Consider the following 16,757-nt stretch of genomic DNA (forward strand, 5'->3'; position numbering starts at 1 on the left):
CAGCACGGGGCTTCCGGAACTGACGTGGGGCCGGCGGGCGGCCGCGTAGGCTCGGGGGCAGGTGTCGACGCGGGTGCCCGCGGTGGTTCGCGTCGGCCAGTGTGAGTGCCGATGGATCGAGGAGAGTGCCGTGTTCCCTGGTGGCCAGCCGAACATGCAGCAGTTGCTGAAGCAGGCGCAGAAGATGCAGGAGGAGCTCGGCCGGGCTCAGAAGGAGCTCGCCGAGACCGTGGTCCGCGGCTCCGCGGGCGGCGGTCTGGTGGAGGTGACGGTGACGGGCGCCGGCGAGCTGACGTCGGTGACCATCTCCCCGGAGGCGGTCGACCCGGAGGACACCGAGACCCTGGGCGACCTGGTGCTGGCCGCGGTGCGGGACGCCAACGCGGCGGCGCAGAAGCTCCAGGCGGAGCGGATGGGCCCGCTGACCCAGGGCCTGGGCGGCGGCATCCCGGGCCTCCCGTTCTGAACCACACGCCGCACCGTGCAGCGCTGAGCGGTTACTGAAACGCTCGCTGCCAGTGAGTTGTGTGATTTATGAGCCAGTAGGGCGTCGGGCGGTGTGTCCGGCGCCCGATTCGTTGGATGATGGCACCGGAGTGCGAACCTCGGTCGAAGGAAGGCGTGGCGGTGTACGAGGGCGTGGTGCAGGACCTGATCGACGAGCTGGGCAGGCTGCCCGGAGTCGGTCCGAAGAGCGCCCAGCGGATCGCCTTCCACATCCTGCAGGCCGATCCGACGGACGTGCGGCGGCTGGCGTTCGCGCTGCAGCAGGTGAAGGAGAAGGTGCGGTTCTGCGCGGTCTGCGGCAACGTCGCGGAGTCCGAGCAGTGCCGGGTCTGCCTGGATCCGCGTCGCGACCTCGCGGTGATCTGCGTGGTGGAGGAACCCAAGGACGTGGTGGCGATCGAGCGGACGCGTGAGTTCCGCGGCCGCTACCACGTGCTGGGCGGGGCGATCAGCCCGATCGAGGGGGTCGGTCCGGACGATCTGCGGATCCGCGAACTGATGACCCGGCTCGCGGACGGCACGGTCACCGAGCTGATCCTGGCCACCGACCCCAATCTGGAGGGGGAGGCGACCGCGACCTACCTGGCCCGGCTGTGCAAGCCGATGGGCCTCAAGGTCACCCGGCTGGCGAGCGGACTGCCCGTCGGCGGGGACTTGGAGTACGCCGACGAGGTCACCCTCGGCCGGGCGTTCGAAGGGAGACGACTGCTCGATGTCTGACCGAACCGACACCGCTCACCGAACCGACACCGCTCACCGAACCGACACCGCTCACCGAACCGACGCCGCACACCGCGACGCCGCGCGCCACGCCACCGCCGGCCGTCCCCACCCGTCGGACCCGGCCGCGCTGCTGGGCCGGACCGAGGCCCCGGACGACTTCGCGGTGCAGATCGCGGATTCGGTGGAGAGTTTCGTGCTGGCCGTCACCGAGGTCGCCAAGGGCGACGAGCCGGGCAGCGCGATCTCGCTGCTGCTGCTGGAGGTGTCGCAGCTGCTGCTGGCGGGCGGCCGGCTGGGCGCGATCGAGGACGTGCTGCCGGATGACCGCTTCGAGCCGGACGCCGGCCCGGAGCCGGACGGGGTGGAGCTGCGCGAGCGTCTCGCCGAACTGCTGGCGCCGATCGACGTCTACCACGAGGTGTTCGACCCGTACGGCCCGCCGGAGAAGCCGAGCGCGTTCAGGATCTCGGACGACCTGGCCGGGGTGGTCAGCGAGCTGAGCCACGGCCTGACGCACTACCGCGAGGGCCGGGTGTCGGAGGCGCTGTGGTGGTGGCAGTTCTCGTACCTGTCCAACTGGGGTTCGACCTGCACGGCGGTGCTGCGGGCGCTGCAGTCGCTGATCGCGCACGTGCGGCTGGACTCGCCGCTGGGCGCGGTGCCGGACGGGGCGGACACTGACGACGACGGGTTGACGGACGAGCAGCTGGAGCAGCAGGCGGGCGACCTGATGGCGGCCGAGCTCGGGCTCTAGGCCGGAGCCCGGGGGAGTGTGACGCATCCGTCACCCGCGCGCCGGAGGCGAAGATTCCGGTACCGGGGGCGGTGCGCGGGCGGTGATTCTTCGGGGTGGGCCGCCGGAGCCCGCAGACCTGACGGTCCCCGGTGATCAGATTTCGATATTCACATCTCACGATGTGGAAGACGTCGGTCGCAACATCCCTGCTCGTTAGACTGACGGTGACCCAACACCCCAAGTCGAGGAGCCCCCGTGGGCCTTGTCGTGCAGAAGTACGGCGGCTCATCCGTCGCTGATGCCGAAGGCATCAAGCGCGTCGCCCGCCGAATCGTGGACACCCGGAAGGCCGGCCATGAGGTCGTCGTCGTGGTCTCCGCGATGGGTGACACCACGGACGAGCTCATCGAACTCGCGGAACAGGTGACGCCTATTCCGTCCGGCCGTGAGTTCGACATGCTGCTGACCGCCGGAGAGCGCATCTCCATGGCGCTGCTGGCGATGGCGATCAAGACGCTGGGCTTCGACGCCCAGTCGTTCACCGGCAGCCAGGCCGGTGTGATCACCGATTCGACGCACAACAAGGCGCGGATCATCGACGTGACGCCGGGCCGGATCCGCAACGCCCTGGACGAGGGCAACGTCGCGATCGTGGCCGGCTTCCAGGGCGTTTCGCAGGTCTCCAAGGACATCACCACGCTGGGCCGCGGCGGCTCCGACACCACCGCGGTGGCGCTGGCGGCCGCGCTGGGCGCCGAGGTCTGCGAGATCTACACCGACGTGGACGGCGTGTTCACCGCCGACCCACGGGTGGTCAAGAAGGCCCGCAAGATCGACTGGATCGCCTTCGAGGACATGCTGGAACTGGCCTCGTCCGGTTCCAAGGTGCTGCTCGACCGCTGTGTGGAGTACGCGCGGCGCTACAACATCCCCATTCACGTACGATCGTCGTTCTCCGGTCTGCCGGGGACCATCGTCAGTGGCACCAACCCGAACCAGCCCGAAGGGGGCGAGATGGAGCAGGCCATCATCTCCGGAGTCGCCCACGACACGTCGGAGGCCAAGGTCACCGTCGTCGGCGTGCCGGACAAGCCGGGCGAGGCGGCCCGGATCTTCCGCGCCATCGCGGACGCCGAGGTCAACATCGACATGGTGGTGCAGAACGTCTCCGCCGCCGCCACCGGCCTGACCGACATCTCCTTCACCCTGCCCAGCACCGAGGGCCAGAAGGCCATCGACGCGCTGAGCCGGGTCAAGGCGGGCATCGGCTACGAGTCGCTGCGCTACGACGACGCGATCGGCAAGATCTCGCTGGTCGGCGCCGGCATGCGCTCCAACCCGGGCGTCACCGCGACCTTCTTCGAGGCGTTGTCCGAGGCGGGCGTGAACATCGAGCTGATCTCCACCTCGGAGATCCGGATCTCGGTGGTCACCCGCGCCGAGGACGTGCCGGAGGCGGTCCGCGCCGTGCACACCGCCTTCGGGCTGGACAGCTCGGGCGACGAGGCGGTCGTCTACGGCGGCACCGGCCGCTGAGGCTTATCTAGCAAGATTGCCCGCACCTGAGGTCCGCGCACAGCGCAGAGGTTGTGTGCGGGACGGGTGAAGCGGACCCTGACCGTCCGCCGGGTCTGCCAGAATCCCCCTTCGGAGCGATGTGTTCCGGAGGGGGATTCCTCTCTGCGGAAAAACTCCCCCGGCGCGGGGCAACCAGGACAGGGGATCGGGTGTCCAACCAGCGTGACGAACGTGACAGGGGCGGTGGTGGCGATCACCCTGCCCGGGGCGGCCCGGCGGGCCGGTAGTCGGATGGGCTTTGCTGCGGCGGCAGCGGACGCGACCGGGGCCAGCGTCGACCAGCTCACCGACACCTACCGGGCCCACTACCGTTCCCTGCTGCGGCTCGCCGCACTGCTGCTGGACGACCTCTCCTCCTGCGAGGACGTCGTGCAGGAGGCGTTCATCCGGGTGCACGCCGCCCGGCGCCGGGTCCGCGATCCCGAGAAGACCCTCGCGTACCTGCGGCAGACCGTGGTCAACCTCTCCCGCTCCACGCTGCGGCGCCGACTGCTCGGCCTGCGCCTCCTGCCCAAGCCCATGCCTGACATGGCCAGTGCAGAAGAGGGGGCATACGATGCGCTGGAGCGCGACGCACTGAAGGCCGCGCTACGGGGGTTGCAACGCCGTCAGCGGGAGGTGCTGGTGCTGCGCTACTACGCGGACCTGACGGAGGCACAGGTCGCGGAGGTGCTCGGCATCTCCATCGGCTCGGTCAAGGCCTACGGGTCGCGCGGACTGGCTGCCCTGCGGGTGCGGCTGGGGTCCGCCGATGACTGACCCGCACCGGCCCGGCCCGCAGCACGAACTGAGCGAGGACCAGCTCCGCGACCGGCTGCACCGCGCCGTCGCCGGTGTCCAGCCCGAACCCGGGGCGCTGCCCCGGCTGCGCACCGCCGTCCCCCGCCGCCGGGCCGCCCGGCGGCGCGCCTGGGGCGGCGCCGCGGTGCTGGCCGCCGCCGTCGTCGGACTGCCCGTGGTGCACGCCGCCCAGCCGTTCCACCTGTCCGGCGACCCCACCGGCGGCCAGGCCGCGCCCGGTGCCACCGCCACCCCGGACGCCTCGGTGGCCGCCCCCGGCCACCCGCACAACCCCGCCGGCGCGACCGCCGCCGGGCCCGACGGCACCGGCCCCGAGACCTCCGCCGACCCGAGCGCCGACAGCAGCCCGGGCGGGCCGCCCGTCGTCGTGCCGCTGTGCACCGGCACCGACCTCGGCCGGGGCGAGGTCCAGAAGGCCGCCGCCGCCACGGCCGACGGCCGGATCTACGGCTGGTTCCAACTCACCAACACCGCCGGGCACCCGTGCCGGATCACCGGCCCGGGCGCCGTCACCATCGACCCCGGCACCCTCGGCGTCCGCCTGCTCGCCCACACCGTCGGCGACCCGGCCGAGGCGCTGCCCGACCCGGCCGGGCTGCCCCGCGAACTGCTGCTCGCGCCCGGTGGCTCCTACCTGGTCCGGTTCGCCTGGGTGCCCACCGGCTGCCCCACCACCTCGCCCTCCCCGGTGGACCCGCAGCCCAGCCCCACCCCCAGCGGCGGCGCAATGCCCGGCACCGACACCCCGGCCGGCAGCACCCCCGCGGTCGACCCCAGCCCCACCGGCGCGTACGCCCCCGCCGGCCACCAGTCGCCGCGCGACACCTTCCGGCTCGGCTACACCCCCGACCCGGCCACCGGCTTCGCCGCCACCACGGTCCTGCCCACCGGCTGCGGCGGCACCGTCTACCACTCGGCCCCCGAACCGGCCCCCGCCACCGGCGTCCCGGCCCCCTCGCCGAGCGCCGGCGCCTGACCACCCGCTCAGGCCTGCCGGGTCGGCAGCACCACCACGTGCCGCAGGTTGACGTGCCGCGGCCGGCCGACGACGTACCCGACCAGGTCGGCGACATCGGCGGGGGAGAGCGCGCCGATCGCCTCGAACATGGCGCCGAGTTGCCCGTCCGGCCCGAGCGCCGGGTTGTCGATGTGACTGCCCAGCTCGGTGTCCGTCAGCCCGGGCTCGACGGCGGTGACGCGCACGTCGCGCGGGCCGTACTCGGAGCGCAGGGCGGCCGACAGCTGGGTGACGGCGGCCTTGGTGGCGCCGTACACCGCGTAGTTCGGGAAGACCACGTGGGCGCCGATCGAGGAGACGTTCACCAGGTCCGCGGTGGCGCCGGCGGCCGCGGCGGCCACCAGGTCCGGGCCGAACGCGCCGACCACCCGGAGAACCCCCGTCAGGTTGGTGTCGATCATCCGGGTCCATTCGTCGATCCGGCCGTCGTCCACCGGGTTGGGCAGCATCACGCCGGCCGCGTTCACCACCAGGTCGACCCGCCCGAAGGCGGCGTGCGTCAGCCGCCGGGCCGCATCCACCGAGGCCTGGTCGGTGACGTCGGCGGGCACCGCCAGCGCGTTCGGGCCGAGCTCGGCGGCCAGCCGCTCCAGGCGGTCCTCGCGGCGGGCCAGCAGCGCCACCCGGGCGCCGTCCGCGACCAGCTGCCGGGCGACGGCCTCGCCGATGCCGCTGGCGGCGCCGGTGACGACGGCGGTCCGGCCGCCGAGGGTCTGGTGTGCCATGGAAGTCACGCTCCTGTTCGAGTCTGCTGCGGTGACGTCCACGAGTCTCGGCGCGGACCGCCGGCGGACCCAGGGCTGTGCTTTTCCTGGGTCTGCGAGAACCACCTTCGTGACACCGGCCGTATCGTCGGGGCATGAGCGAACTGGGGGAGTTCCTGCGCCTGCGCCGGGCCCGGATCCGGCCCTCCGACGTCGGACTGCCGGAGTTCGGGCGGCGGCGCCGGGTGCCGGGGCTGCGCCGCGAGGAGGTCGCGCAGCTCGCCGGGGTGAGCGTCGACTACTACGTGCGGCTGGAACAGGGCCGCGGCGACGGCGTGTCCACGGAGGTGCTGGACGCGGTCGCCCGGGTGCTGCGCCTGGACCGCACCGAACGGCAGCACCTGCACGACCTGGCCCGGCCGCCGCGCGAGCCCGCCCGGCCCGGCCCGCTGCAGCTGCGGGGCGGCCTGCGGCTGGTGCTGGACGCGCTGGACGCGCCCGCGTTCGCGCTCGGCCGGTGCCTGGACGTGGTGGCCTGGAACGCCCTGGGCGACGCGGTGATGGGGTTCTCCGACATGCCGCCCGGGCAGTGCAACGTGGCCCGGCACGCGTTCCTGTCGGCGGCCGGACGCCGGCTCTACCCCGAGTTCGAACGGGTCGCCGCCGAGACCGCGGCGTTCCTGCGGGTGGACGCGGCCCGGCACCCGGACGACCCGGAGCTGGCGGCGCTGCTCGCCGACCTCGCCGCCGACCCGCTGTTCGCCGAACTGTGGGCCCGGCACGGCGTCCGGGAGAAGAGCCACGGCCGCAAGCTGCTGCTGCACCCGCGGGTGGGCGAGCTGGACCTCGGCTACGAGACGCTCACCCCGCCCGGCGAGCCCGGACTGCAGCTGGTCGTCTACACCGCGGAGCCCGGCTCGCCCACCGCGGAGCGGCTCGCGCTGCTGGCGGACGCCGCCCGGATCTGAGGCCGGCCGCTCAGATGCCCAGCGACTCGGCGCGCGCCTCGGCGCGGCGCAGCAGGGCGTGCACCTCGGCCTGGCGGCGGCCCGGGCGGTCGTTCCAGGCGTCGGGGGAGGCGGCCGGGCGGCCGGTGGCGTGCAGCACCTCCATGACCTGGTTGCGTGCCCGCCGCACCGTGTACGCGGTGCCGTAGCCGTGCGCGAGGACGGCGGTCTGCGCGCCGAGCAGGCAGACCCGGCCGGCGGCGTCCCACATCGCGCCCTGGATCCAGCCGGCCTCGGCGAGGTAGTGGGAGGTCAGCCGCAGGTGCCCGGCGACGGTGACCGGTACCGGGCGGGCGGGGCGGCGGACCAGCCGGTCCAGCACGGTGCGGCGGGGCAGCGGGTAGCCGAAGTTCCACGGCCGGTGGACGGAGCCGTACAGCCCGCCGTCGCAGCCGGGCTCCACCGGCGGCAGTGCGGGCAGCGGCAGCAGGGGCAGCCGGTCGGGGGCGGGGAGTCCGGCCAGGTACTGCTCGATCTCCTCGACCAGGCCCAGGTGCTGGGCGAGGACGGGCAGGTCGAGTCGGTCGAGCCGGTCGAAGGACGGCGCTGAAGCGGGCATGGTACAACTCCTCCGGTCGTTATGTCGTATTTGTACCTCTTCCGCTGATCGTCCATCAGGAGCCGCACCGCAGCCGTTTCGTGTCCCCACCGTTCGCTGTCCGCCGTTCCGATCAACGCCCGGAATCGGGTTGGATGAGGGTATGAACGAGCAGACGAACGTCGTGCCGGCGTGGGAGCAGCGGTTCCGGGCAGCGCGGGTCTCGCTGCCCGACTGGGCGGACGAAGCACCCGATCGGGCGCTGTACGTGTCCAACGCGACCGGCACCTACGAGGTGTACGCGTGGGACCGCGCCACCGACGAGCACCGCCGGGTCACCGACCGTCCGCACGGCACCACGGACGCCGAACTCAGCCCGGACGGCGAGTGGATCTGGTGGTTCGACGACACCGACGGCGACGAGTTCGGCGTCTGGCGCCGCCAGCCGTTCGCCGGCGGCCCCGACCAGGAGGCCGTGCCCGGCGTCCCCGCCGCCTACGAGGCGGGCCTGGCGTTCGGCCGTGACGGCACCGTGGTGGTCGGAACCTCCACCGACGACGAGGGCACCACCCTGTACCTGCGCCGCCCCGGCGCCGCCGAGCCCACGGTGGTCTACCACCACGCCGAGTACGGCGGCGTCGGCGACCTCTCCCACGACAGCACCCTGCTGGCCGTCGATCACACCGAGCACGGTGACGCCATGCACGGCGCGATCCGGGTGCTGCGGCTGTCCGACGGCGTCACCGTCGCCCAGCTCGACGAGGTCACCGGCCGCGCCGAGCCGCGCGGCGTGTCCTGCCTGGGCTTCGCGCCCGCCGCCGGCGACACCCGGCTGCTGGTCGCCCACCAGCGCACCGGGCGCTGGGAGCCGATGCTGTGGGACGTCGCCACCGGTGCCGAGACCGAGCTGGCGCTGCGCGACGAGCAGGGCCGCCCGTTCCCCGGCGACCTGTCCGCGCAGTGGCGGCCCGACGCCCGCTCGCTGCTCATCGAGCACGAGTACGAGGCCCGCTCCGAGCTGTTCTCCTACCAGTTGGAGACCGGCGAGCTGACCAGGCTGGACACCCCGCGCGGCACCGTCGCCGGGGCCACCGCCCGCCCCGACGGCACGGTCGAGTTCCTGTGGTCCTCGGCCGCCGAGCCGTCCGCGGTGCGTTCCACCGCGGGCACCGTGGTGCTGCGCGCGCCCGGCCCGGTGCCGCCGGGCTCGGTGCCGGTCGAGGACGTCTGGGTGGACGGCCCCGGCGGCCGGGTGCACGCCCTGGTGCAGCGGCCCACCGGCGAGGGCCCGTTCCCGACGGTGTTCGAGGTGCACGGCGGCCCCACCCACCACGACAGCGACTCCTTCGCGGCCGGCCCCGCCGCCTGGCTCGACCACGGCTTCGCGGTGGTCCGGGTCAACTACCGCGGCTCCACCGGCTACGGGCAGGCCTGGACCGACGCGCTCACCGAACGCGTCGGCCTGATCGAGCTGGAGGACATCGGCGCGGTCCGCGACTGGGCGGTCACCTCCGGCCTGGCCGACCCGGACCGGCTGGTGCTGTCCGGCGGCTCCTGGGGCGGCTACCTGACCCTGCTCGGCCTCGGCACCCAGCCCGACCGGTGGACGCTCGGCCTGGCCGCCGTCCCGGTCGCCGACTACCTCACCGCGTACGCGGACGAGATGGAGGCGCTGAAGTCGCTGGACCGCACGCTGTTCGGCGGCACCCCCGAGGAGGTCCCCGAGCGCTGGCACGCCTCCTCGCCGCTGTCGTACGTCGAGCAGGTCAAGGCACCGGTCTACATCAGCGCCGGCGTCAACGACCCGCGCTGCCCGATCCGGCAGATCGACAACTACGTCCAGCGGCTGGAGGAGCTCGGCAAGGTCCACGAGGTGTACCGCTACGATGCCGGGCACGGTTCGCTGGTCGTCGACGAGCGGATCAAGCAGCTTCGCTTGGAGATCGACTTCGTCCGGCGACACCTGGCCCCCGGCACCGTCCGATGACCAGGTAGACCCGGTCGACAGGGGGGAACTACAACCGATGGGTGGACGCGCCGCGCTGGCCGCCGCCGCGGTCGGCGCGATCGTGCTGACCCTGGCCGGGTGCTCGAACAACCAGAAGTACGACTGCGTGGAGGCCGCCGCCCCCGCGAAGGCCGACACCGGCATCGACCTGCAGGTCCTTGCCAAGGGCAAGAACGGGAGCCGCAGCTCCAAGGGCTCCAGCGGGTCCAGCGGGTCCGGCGGTTCGAAGGGGTCGGGCGGGTCCAGCGGCGGCGGGAAGGGGTCCGGCACCTCGCCGTACACGGGGGGCGGCGGTACCAGGGTGGTGCACCACTACCACCACCGGCCGGGCTCCAGCCGCAGCGACGACTACGTCGACGAGTGCGGCAACCCGTCGCCCGCGCCGGGCTTCGGCGGCTTCGGCAACGACTGCCCGAGCCCGAACGCGCTGCCCGCCGCGAGCCCCGCCGGCGGCTCGCCCTCCGCGGTGCAGAGCGGGTCCGCCGCGCCGAGCGCCGCCGCCCCGCCGGTGCCCTGCCCGAGCGGGTCGCCGTCCGGCAGCGCCTCGGCCTCGCCGTCCGCGCTCCCCTCGCCCTCGGCCCCGGCGTCGCCCAGCGCGTCGCGGTCCGGGACGCGCTGAATCAGACGCGCTGAATCAGCAGGCGGGCGGAGGTCAGTCCAGGGCCGGGTCCAGTCCGAGGGCCCGGTCCTGGGCGGCCTCCGCCTCGCGGCGGACCAGCCGGAACCACATGAAGACCACGAACCCGGCGAAGACGAACCACTCCAAGGTGTAGCCCAGGTTCTGGAACGCCCGCAGGCTCAGCCCGTCGCCGCCCTGCGGCTGCACCGTCGGCACCGAGGTAAGCCCCGCCGGGACGTCGTCCGCCGCCACCCAGCCGTCGTACAGCGGGTACGGAAGCACGTTCACCAGCGTCGCCGGACTGATCGTGCCCAGCTGCCCGGCGGGCAGACCGCCCGCCACCGCGCCGCCGCTGCCGCTGTTCTCCGGGGCCTGCAGCCGGCCCGTCACGCTGACCTGCCCGGACGGCGCCTCCGGCGCCTCGCCCGGGGAGCCCGCCGCCCAGCCGCGCACCACCGGCACCGCCCGGCCGCCGTCGGTGAGCAGCGGGGTGAGCACGTAGTAGCCGGTCCGGCCGTCCACCGTGCGGTTCGGCACCAGCAGCTGGTGCGCGACGTCGTAGGAGCCGGTGACGCTCACCGTCCGGCCCAGGGTGTCGGTGCCGACCTTCGACGCGGCCTCCGGCAGCACCTCCGCCAGCGGACTCGCCTGAGCCTGGGAGGCCGTGGCGGCCGCCTTGTCGATCTCCTTGTGCGTCGAAACCCGGTCCTCGAACCGGCCCAACTGCCAGGAGCCGAGCATCAGACAGACCCCGATCGCCGCCACCGCGACGACCGAGCCGATGAGCCACCGCGGGCTGAACAGGAACCGGTACACCCCACCACGGTAACCATTCCTGACACCGGCCCCGACCGCCGGGTGTCGCCGCACCCGTAGGGTGGCCACCGTGATCAGCCCACTGAGCGCCGACGAGCTTCCCGCCCACTGCGACGCCCTCGCCGATCTGCTGCTGGACGCCGTCGACGACGGCGCCTCGGTCGGCTTCCTGGCCGGCACCCCTCGCGACGAGGCCGCCGCCTGGTGGCGGACCCTGCACCCGTCCGTCGCGGACGGCACCCGGCTGCTGTGGACGGCGACCGGCCCCGACGGCCGCCTGCTGGGCACCGTGGCACTGGTCCGCGAGAACCGGCCGAACGGCCGCCACCGCGCCGAGGTCTCCAAGCTGCTGGTGCACCGCGACGCCCGCGGCGCGGGCCTCGGCCGGCGGCTGCTGGCCACCGCCGAGCAGGCCGCCCGCGACGGCGGCGCCACCCTGCTGCTGCTCGACACCCAGACCGGCAGCGCCGCCGAACACCTCTACCGCAGCGCCGGCTGGACGGCATTCGGCACCGTCCCCGGCCACGCCGCGGCCCCGGACGGCGTCCTCGCCGACACCACGTACTACTACAAGCAGCTCACCGGCTGAACCGGCTTCTGCCTGCTCAGGCGGCGGCGCCGGGCCGGAGGAACTCGGGCTGGTCGAGCAGCCGCAGCCAGCTGCCGTCCGGCTGCTGGCGCACCACCTGGGCGCGCGCCCCGCTGCCGTCCTTCGGCGGGGTGGCGGTCAGCGCGATGCCGTCCGCGGCCAGCGTCGGCAGCGGCGGCTCCGGGGTGAACTGCGGGCGGTGCGTCAGCACCCGCTCCCACAGCACCCGGATCGCCTCCCGGCCGACCGTGAACTGCCCCGGCGGGTACGCCACCACGGCGTGCTCCTCGTACAGCGCGGCGACCCCGGCGGCGTCGCCCGCGTTGGAGCGCTCCACGAACAGCCGGGTCAGGTCCTCGGGGCGCATCGCCTTTTCGTACTCGCTCATCACGGCCTCCTCGTCGTCGTGCCTCCAGCCTCCCGTCCGCCTGATCAGAAGTCCAACAGCTGGTTCTGATCAGAACTAGAATCCGTGGTCATGGAACTGAGGCAGCTCGAGTACTTCCTCGCCGTCGCCGAGGAGCGCAACTTCACCCGCGCCGCCGAGCGGGTGCACATCAGCCAGTCCGGGGTCAGCGCCCAGATCCGGCAGCTGGAACGCGAACTCGGCGCCGAACTCTTCGACCGCTCCGCCCGCACCGTCACCCTCACCGTGGCCGGCAAGGCCGCCCTCGAACACGCCCGGCAGGCGCTCGCCGCCGCCCGTGCCGTCGGCCAGGCGGTCGGCGAGGTCAGCGACCTGATCCGCGGCAGCCTCACCGTCGGCATGGTGGCCGGCTGCACCCTCACCCCGCTCTTCGACGGCCTGGCCGCCTTCCACCGAGCCCACCCCGGCGTCGAACTCGCCCTGCTGGAAGGCGACTCCGACCACCTCACCGAAGCCGTCCGGGCCGGCACCCTCGACCTCGCACTGATCGGCTGCGCCGGCACCACCCCCGACGGCCTGGACGCGCACACCCTGATCAGCGAACCCCTGGTCGCCGCCGTCCCACCCGGCCACCCACTGGCCGGGCCCGGCAGCACACTCGCCGAACTGCTCACCCACCCGCTGATCTGCCTGCCGCCCGGTACCGGCGTCCGCACCGTCCTCGACCGCGACTGCGCCGCCGCCGGACTCACCCCGCGGATCGCCCTGCAGGCCTCCGCCGCCTCCGCGATCGCCGACCTCGCCGCCCGCGGCCTCGGCGTCGCCGTGCTCAGCCGCTCCATGGCCGAGGCGTTCCCCGCCCTGGTGCCGGTCCCCGTCACCGACCTCACCACCCCGGGCCTGCTCGCCCTGGTCTCCCGCCCCGGCCCCGCCCCGGCGCTGCGCGCACTGCTGGCCGAGCTGCGCCGGGCGTTCAGCCGCTGAAACCGAACGCCCGGCGGGGGCCGGTCAGTTCACGAACGCCAGCTCGTGCGGCGTCCCGTTGAACCGCAGGCCGCCGGTCTCCGTCACCGTCACGATGTCCTCGATCCGGACACCGAACCGGCCCGGCAGGTAGACGCCCGGCTCGATCGAGAAACACATCCCCGGCACCAGCGGCCGGGTCTCGCCCTCGATCATGTACGGCGGCTCGTGCGTGGTCAGCCCGATGCCGTGCCCGGTGCGGTGGATGAAGTACGCGCCGTACCCGCCCTCGGTGATCACCGCCCGGGCCACCCGGTCGATCTCCTGGCAGGTCACCCCGGGCGCCACCGCGTCGAACGCGGCCTGCTGGGCCCGCCGCACCAGGTCGTGCACCTGCTGCACCTCCGCGGGCGGCTCGATGCCGACGAACACCGTGCGGGTGGTGTCCGAGCCGTAGCCGTCCTTCAGCCCGCCGAAGTCCAGCACCACGGTGTCCCCGCGCTCGATCACCCGGTCCCCGGCCTCGTGGTGCGGATTCGCCCCGTTCGGGCCGGAACCCACCACCGTGAAGTCCACCTGGCTGTGCCCGTGCTCGAGCAGCAGCGCCGCCAGGTCGGAGGCCACCTCGCGCTCGGTGCGGCCGGCGAACGGCACGCCCAGGATCGCCCCGTACACCAGGTCCGCCGCCGCGCCCGCCGCCGCCAGCCGGGCCAGCTCGTCCGGCTCCTTCACCGCCCGCAGCATCGGCAGCACCGCCGTCAGCGAGGCGTACGAGGTACCCGGCAGCGCCTCCTGGAACCCCAGCAGGTGCATCGCCCAGGCGTTGTCGGAGATCCCGTACCGGCCGGCCCGGTCCATGTGCGGCGCCAGCACCGCGAACGGGTCCTCGCCGTCGATCCAGTCGGCCATCCGGACGGCCTCCGCACCCGCCGCCCGCTCCGCGTCCGGACGCTCCAGCCTCGGCACCAGCAGCACCGGCTCGGCACCCGGCGCGACCAGCAGCGCCGTCAACCGCTCGGTGTTCACCGGGAGGTACCCCGTCAGGTACGTCAGGTCCGGGCCGGGCGTGACGACCAGCCCCGCCAGGCCCGCATCGGCGGCGGCCGTCGCGGCACGGGCCATCCGGGCCTGGAAATCGGCCGTGGTGAACGGCTCGGGCATCAGGATCCCCTCCCTCGGGGTCAGCGGCCGACGGCCGCGTAGTGACGCAGGAACAGCGCCTCGACCAGGGCCATGTGCTCGATCTCGCCCGGGTCGACGCTCTCATTGGGCGCGTGGATGAGCGAACGCGGCTCCTCCACACCCATCAGGATGATCTCCGACTCCGGGTAGTGCGCGGCAAGAGCGCTGCACAGCGGAATCGAACCGCCCTGCCCGAGGAACGACAGCGGCCGGCCGTACGCCTCCCGCGCCGCCCGGTCCAGCGCCCCGTACGCCTTCCCGTCCGTCGCCGCCCGGAACGGCGAACCCTTCGACTCCGGCTCCACCGACACCCGCGCACCCCACGGCGCGGCCTTCACCAGATGCGCCGTCAACGCCTGCTGCGCCACCTCCGGATCCATCCCCGGCGGCACCCGCAGACTCACCCGCGCCCGCGCCTCGGAAGGCACCGCCGACGCCGAACCCACCACCGGCGGACAGTCGATGCCCAGCACCGTCACCGCCGGACGGGCCCACAGCCGGTCCGCGACCGTCCCCGACCCCATCAGCGCGACCCCGTCCAGCACCCCCGCGTCCGACCGGAACTGCTGCTCGTCGAACCCCATGCCCTCCCAGCTGCCGTCCGCCGGAAGGCCCTCCACCCGCGTCCCGCCGTCGGCGTCGCGCAACGAGTCCAGCATCCGGATCAGCGCCGCCAGGGCATCCGGGGCCGGACCGCCGAACATCCCCGAATGCAGATCCGACTCCAGCGTCCGCACCGACACCACCACGTTCGCCATCCCGCGCAACGAGACGGTCGCCGTCGGCACCCCCACCGCCGCGTTGCCGGTGTCGCAGATCAGCAGCGCATCGGCGTGCAACTCGTCCGGATGCTGCGCCAGATACTCCTCCAGACCGCCCGTCCCCTGCTCCTCCGACCCCTCCACCACCAGCTTCAACCCCACCGGCAACTCGTCCCCGAGCGCCCGCAAGGCGGTCAGGTGCATCACCACATTGCCCTTGCAGTCCGCCGCCCCGCGCCCGTACCAGCGCCCGTCCCGCTCCGTCAGCTCGAACGGCGGCGACACCCACGCCTCGTCGTCCAACGGCGGCTGCACGTCGTAATGGCAGTACAGCAGCACCGTCGGAGCCCCCGGCGGCGGCGGACGGTGCCCCAGCACCGCGAAACTCCCGTCCGGCGTCTCCACCAGCCGCACGTCCCGCAGCCCCACCCCCGCGAACGCCGCGGCCACCCACTCCGCGGCCTCCCGGCACCGCTCCGGCGGCTGCTGCCGCGGATCCGCCACCGAAGGAATCGCCACCAGCTCCGCCAGATCCCCCCGGGCCCGCCCCATCAAACCGGCAACCCGCTCGGCCAACTCGCCCACCACGCACGTCCCTTCTCCGCAGCAACCGGCACAACCCCACCGATCATGCCCCGTCACTCGCCGCCTCGCGCGTGCTCAGGACACCGTGCCGCCCAGGATGCGCACCCACCACTCCAACTTCTCGACCTCGTCCCGCCGGTACACCCGCGCCCGCAGACCCCGGTACGCGGCGACCAGCCGCTCGGCCGTCAACCTGGTCAGCACGGGTACCCGCTGGTCGAGGATCCGGTCCCACTCCGGCGCCGACGGATCCGCCGGATCGCGGTGCAACGCGCCGAGCGGCAACTCGCGGGCCACCGCCCACACCACCAGATCCGGCGCATCCGCCAACAGATGCCAATGATTCGCCGACCGCTCGCCGAACAACCCCTCCAACTCCCGCAGGATCGCCCGCCGGAACGTGATCGCGATCCGCACCCCGGTCGCCTCCGTGTGCGGGCCGAACAACGCCCGGAACTTCGGCCCCGACGGATCCCGCCAGATCTCCTCCCGGCCCTCCGGCGTCAGCGTCTGGAACGCGAGCGCCGGCTCACCCCCCGCCAGGAAGAACGCCAACGCGGTGGTCGCCTCGTCCACCCCGTACCCCTCCCGGCTGGGCCCCCGCCGCTCACCGCGCCGCAACCGGAACGGAATCCCGTCCCGCTCGAACTGCCCCACCAGCCTGCGCATCACCGGCTGACGCAGCAGCAGATCCTGCGCGGCCGTCGGATTGTGATGCCGGTGCGCCTCGTCATGGGCCACCCGGGCGAGAGCACGCGCCGCACCACTGACGATCCGGACATCCAGCACAGCCCGGTCCAGATGCTCCACCGACAACTCGCCCGCACCCCGTGCCAGCAGCCCCAGCGTCTGGAACCCGTCGATGCACTCGATCCCCGACAGCTCCACACTGCAACCACCCCAGTCCGGCTCCGCCCGCCACAACCGCTCGTCCACCCCGAGCACCACCCGCCCGACGATCCCGAACAGCTCCGGACACTCCCGCAACAGATGCGCCCGCGCCGCATTCTGCGGACTCGCCAACAACTCCCGCCGAGCCCCCAACCGCTCAGCCGCATCCACCGCCCCACCCAGCCCCGCCAACTGCCCCGCCGGCACCCGCAGATCCCACTGCTCGTCATCCACCCGCTGCATGTACCCCGGCCGCAACCAGTACCCCGACCAGAACACCGGAACGCTCGTCGGCCCCGGCCCACCAGGGAACGCCTGTGTCATCGCAAACGCACTCATGCCATCACAACGGCCCGACCCGACA

Annotated in this window: 18 protein-coding genes; 11 read left to right on the top strand and 7 right to left on the bottom strand. The window is 73.4% G+C overall.

Features of this window, described 5'->3' with window-relative positions; translation table 11 throughout:
* Nucleotides 1-154 precede the first annotated feature (154 nt).
* From ACGFWJ_RS14875 to ACGFWJ_RS14900, 6 genes are all read left to right on the top strand, one after another.
* Complete coding sequence (locus ACGFWJ_RS14875; RefSeq protein WP_380487984.1) at nt 155-466, top strand: YbaB/EbfC family nucleoid-associated protein; 312 nt, start codon at nt 155-157, stop codon at nt 464-466.
* A gap of 161 nt (nt 467-627) precedes the next feature.
* Complete coding sequence (recR, locus tag ACGFWJ_RS14880) at nt 628-1,227, top strand: recombination mediator RecR (protein WP_387640690.1); 600 nt, start codon at nt 628-630, stop codon at nt 1,225-1,227.
* A complete protein-coding gene (locus ACGFWJ_RS14885) occupies nt 1,220-1,984 on the top strand; it encodes a DUF5063 domain-containing protein (protein ID WP_392949208.1) in 765 nt (254 codons plus the stop codon). Before recR ends, ACGFWJ_RS14885 begins: the two co-directional genes overlap by 8 nt.
* 237 nt (nt 1,985-2,221) lie before the next feature.
* Entirely contained in the window at nt 2,222-3,502 is a 1,281-nt protein-coding gene (locus ACGFWJ_RS14890) for an aspartate kinase (protein ID WP_387639223.1), read from the top strand.
* A 273-nt stretch (nt 3,503-3,775) separates the two neighbouring features.
* Entirely contained in the window at nt 3,776-4,303 is a 528-nt protein-coding gene (locus tag ACGFWJ_RS14895; RefSeq protein WP_387640688.1) for a SigE family RNA polymerase sigma factor, read from the top strand.
* Nucleotides 4,296-5,321: a hypothetical protein gene (locus tag ACGFWJ_RS14900; protein ID WP_392949212.1), complete on the top strand. Its 1,026-nt coding sequence runs from the start codon at nt 4,296-4,298 to the stop codon at nt 5,319-5,321. The genes ACGFWJ_RS14895 and ACGFWJ_RS14900 overlap by 8 nt, the downstream gene beginning before the upstream one ends.
* An 8-nt stretch (nt 5,322-5,329) precedes the next feature.
* Here ACGFWJ_RS14900 and ACGFWJ_RS14905 read toward each other — a convergent pair whose 3' ends face one another.
* A complete protein-coding gene (locus ACGFWJ_RS14905; protein WP_392949213.1) occupies nt 5,330-6,088 on the bottom strand; it encodes an SDR family oxidoreductase in 759 nt (252 codons plus the stop codon).
* A gap of 134 nt (nt 6,089-6,222) precedes the next feature.
* Here ACGFWJ_RS14905 and ACGFWJ_RS14910 point away from each other — a divergent pair, with 134 nt between their 5' ends.
* On the top strand, nt 6,223-7,035 hold the full coding sequence (locus ACGFWJ_RS14910; protein ID WP_392949216.1) for a helix-turn-helix transcriptional regulator: 813 nt from the start codon (nt 6,223-6,225) through the stop codon (nt 7,033-7,035).
* 10 nt (nt 7,036-7,045) lie between these two features.
* Here ACGFWJ_RS14910 and ACGFWJ_RS14915 read toward each other — a convergent pair whose 3' ends face one another.
* Nucleotides 7,046-7,633 carry a hypothetical protein gene (locus ACGFWJ_RS14915; protein ID WP_387860729.1) on the bottom strand — a complete coding sequence of 196 codons (588 nt, stop codon included), beginning with the start codon at nt 7,631-7,633 and terminating at the stop codon, nt 7,046-7,048.
* A 142-nt stretch (nt 7,634-7,775) separates the two neighbouring features.
* Here ACGFWJ_RS14915 and ACGFWJ_RS14920 point away from each other — a divergent pair, with 142 nt between their 5' ends.
* Both ACGFWJ_RS14920 and ACGFWJ_RS14925 read left to right on the top strand, forming a co-directional pair.
* Nucleotides 7,776-9,599, top strand: coding sequence for a prolyl oligopeptidase family serine peptidase (locus ACGFWJ_RS14920; protein ID WP_392949218.1), 1,824 nt, complete (start codon nt 7,776-7,778; stop codon nt 9,597-9,599).
* Between the two features lie 37 nt (nt 9,600-9,636).
* Nucleotides 9,637-10,239, top strand: coding sequence for a hypothetical protein (locus ACGFWJ_RS14925; protein ID WP_392949221.1), 603 nt, complete (start codon nt 9,637-9,639; stop codon nt 10,237-10,239).
* A gap of 33 nt (nt 10,240-10,272) precedes the next feature.
* On the opposite strand, the gene ACGFWJ_RS14930 is transcribed toward ACGFWJ_RS14925, so the two are convergent.
* Nucleotides 10,273-11,055: an SURF1 family protein gene (locus ACGFWJ_RS14930; RefSeq protein ID WP_392949223.1), complete on the bottom strand. Its 783-nt coding sequence runs from the start codon at nt 11,053-11,055 to the stop codon at nt 10,273-10,275.
* 70 nt (nt 11,056-11,125) lie between these two features.
* Between ACGFWJ_RS14930 and ACGFWJ_RS14935 the strand changes: the two genes are divergently transcribed.
* Nucleotides 11,126-11,644, top strand: coding sequence for a GNAT family N-acetyltransferase (locus ACGFWJ_RS14935; protein ID WP_392949226.1), 519 nt, complete (start codon nt 11,126-11,128; stop codon nt 11,642-11,644).
* 16 nt (nt 11,645-11,660) lie between these two features.
* Here ACGFWJ_RS14935 and ACGFWJ_RS14940 read toward each other — a convergent pair whose 3' ends face one another.
* Nucleotides 11,661-12,032, bottom strand: a complete 372-nt coding sequence (locus ACGFWJ_RS14940) for a YybH family protein (protein ID WP_392949230.1) — start codon at nt 12,030-12,032, stop codon at nt 11,661-11,663.
* Nucleotides 12,033-12,122: 90 nt separating this feature from the next.
* Between ACGFWJ_RS14940 and ACGFWJ_RS14945 the strand changes: the two genes are divergently transcribed.
* Nucleotides 12,123-12,995: a LysR family transcriptional regulator gene (locus tag ACGFWJ_RS14945; protein ID WP_387860735.1), complete on the top strand. Its 873-nt coding sequence runs from the start codon at nt 12,123-12,125 to the stop codon at nt 12,993-12,995.
* 24 nt (nt 12,996-13,019) lie between these two features.
* Here ACGFWJ_RS14945 and ACGFWJ_RS14950 read toward each other — a convergent pair whose 3' ends face one another.
* The 3 genes from ACGFWJ_RS14950 to ACGFWJ_RS14960 all read right to left on the bottom strand — a co-directional run bounded on the left by ACGFWJ_RS14950 (nt 13,020) and on the right by ACGFWJ_RS14960 (nt 16,627).
* Nucleotides 13,020-14,135: an aminopeptidase P family protein gene (locus ACGFWJ_RS14950; protein ID WP_392949233.1), complete on the bottom strand. Its 1,116-nt coding sequence runs from the start codon at nt 14,133-14,135 to the stop codon at nt 13,020-13,022.
* A 20-nt stretch (nt 14,136-14,155) separates the two neighbouring features.
* Entirely contained in the window at nt 14,156-15,505 is a 1,350-nt protein-coding gene (locus ACGFWJ_RS14955; protein WP_387639192.1) for a dipeptidase, read from the bottom strand.
* A gap of 72 nt (nt 15,506-15,577) precedes the next feature.
* Nucleotides 15,578-16,627 (bottom strand): hypothetical protein, encoded by a 1,050-nt coding sequence (locus ACGFWJ_RS14960; protein WP_392949236.1) that lies wholly within the window; start codon nt 16,625-16,627, stop codon nt 15,578-15,580.
* Nucleotides 16,628-16,757 lie beyond the last annotated feature (130 nt).

Origin of the sequence: Kitasatospora sp. NPDC048407, from assembly GCF_043200475.1 — a bacterium.
Classification (GTDB): Bacteria; Actinomycetota; Actinomycetes; order Streptomycetales; family Streptomycetaceae; genus Kitasatospora.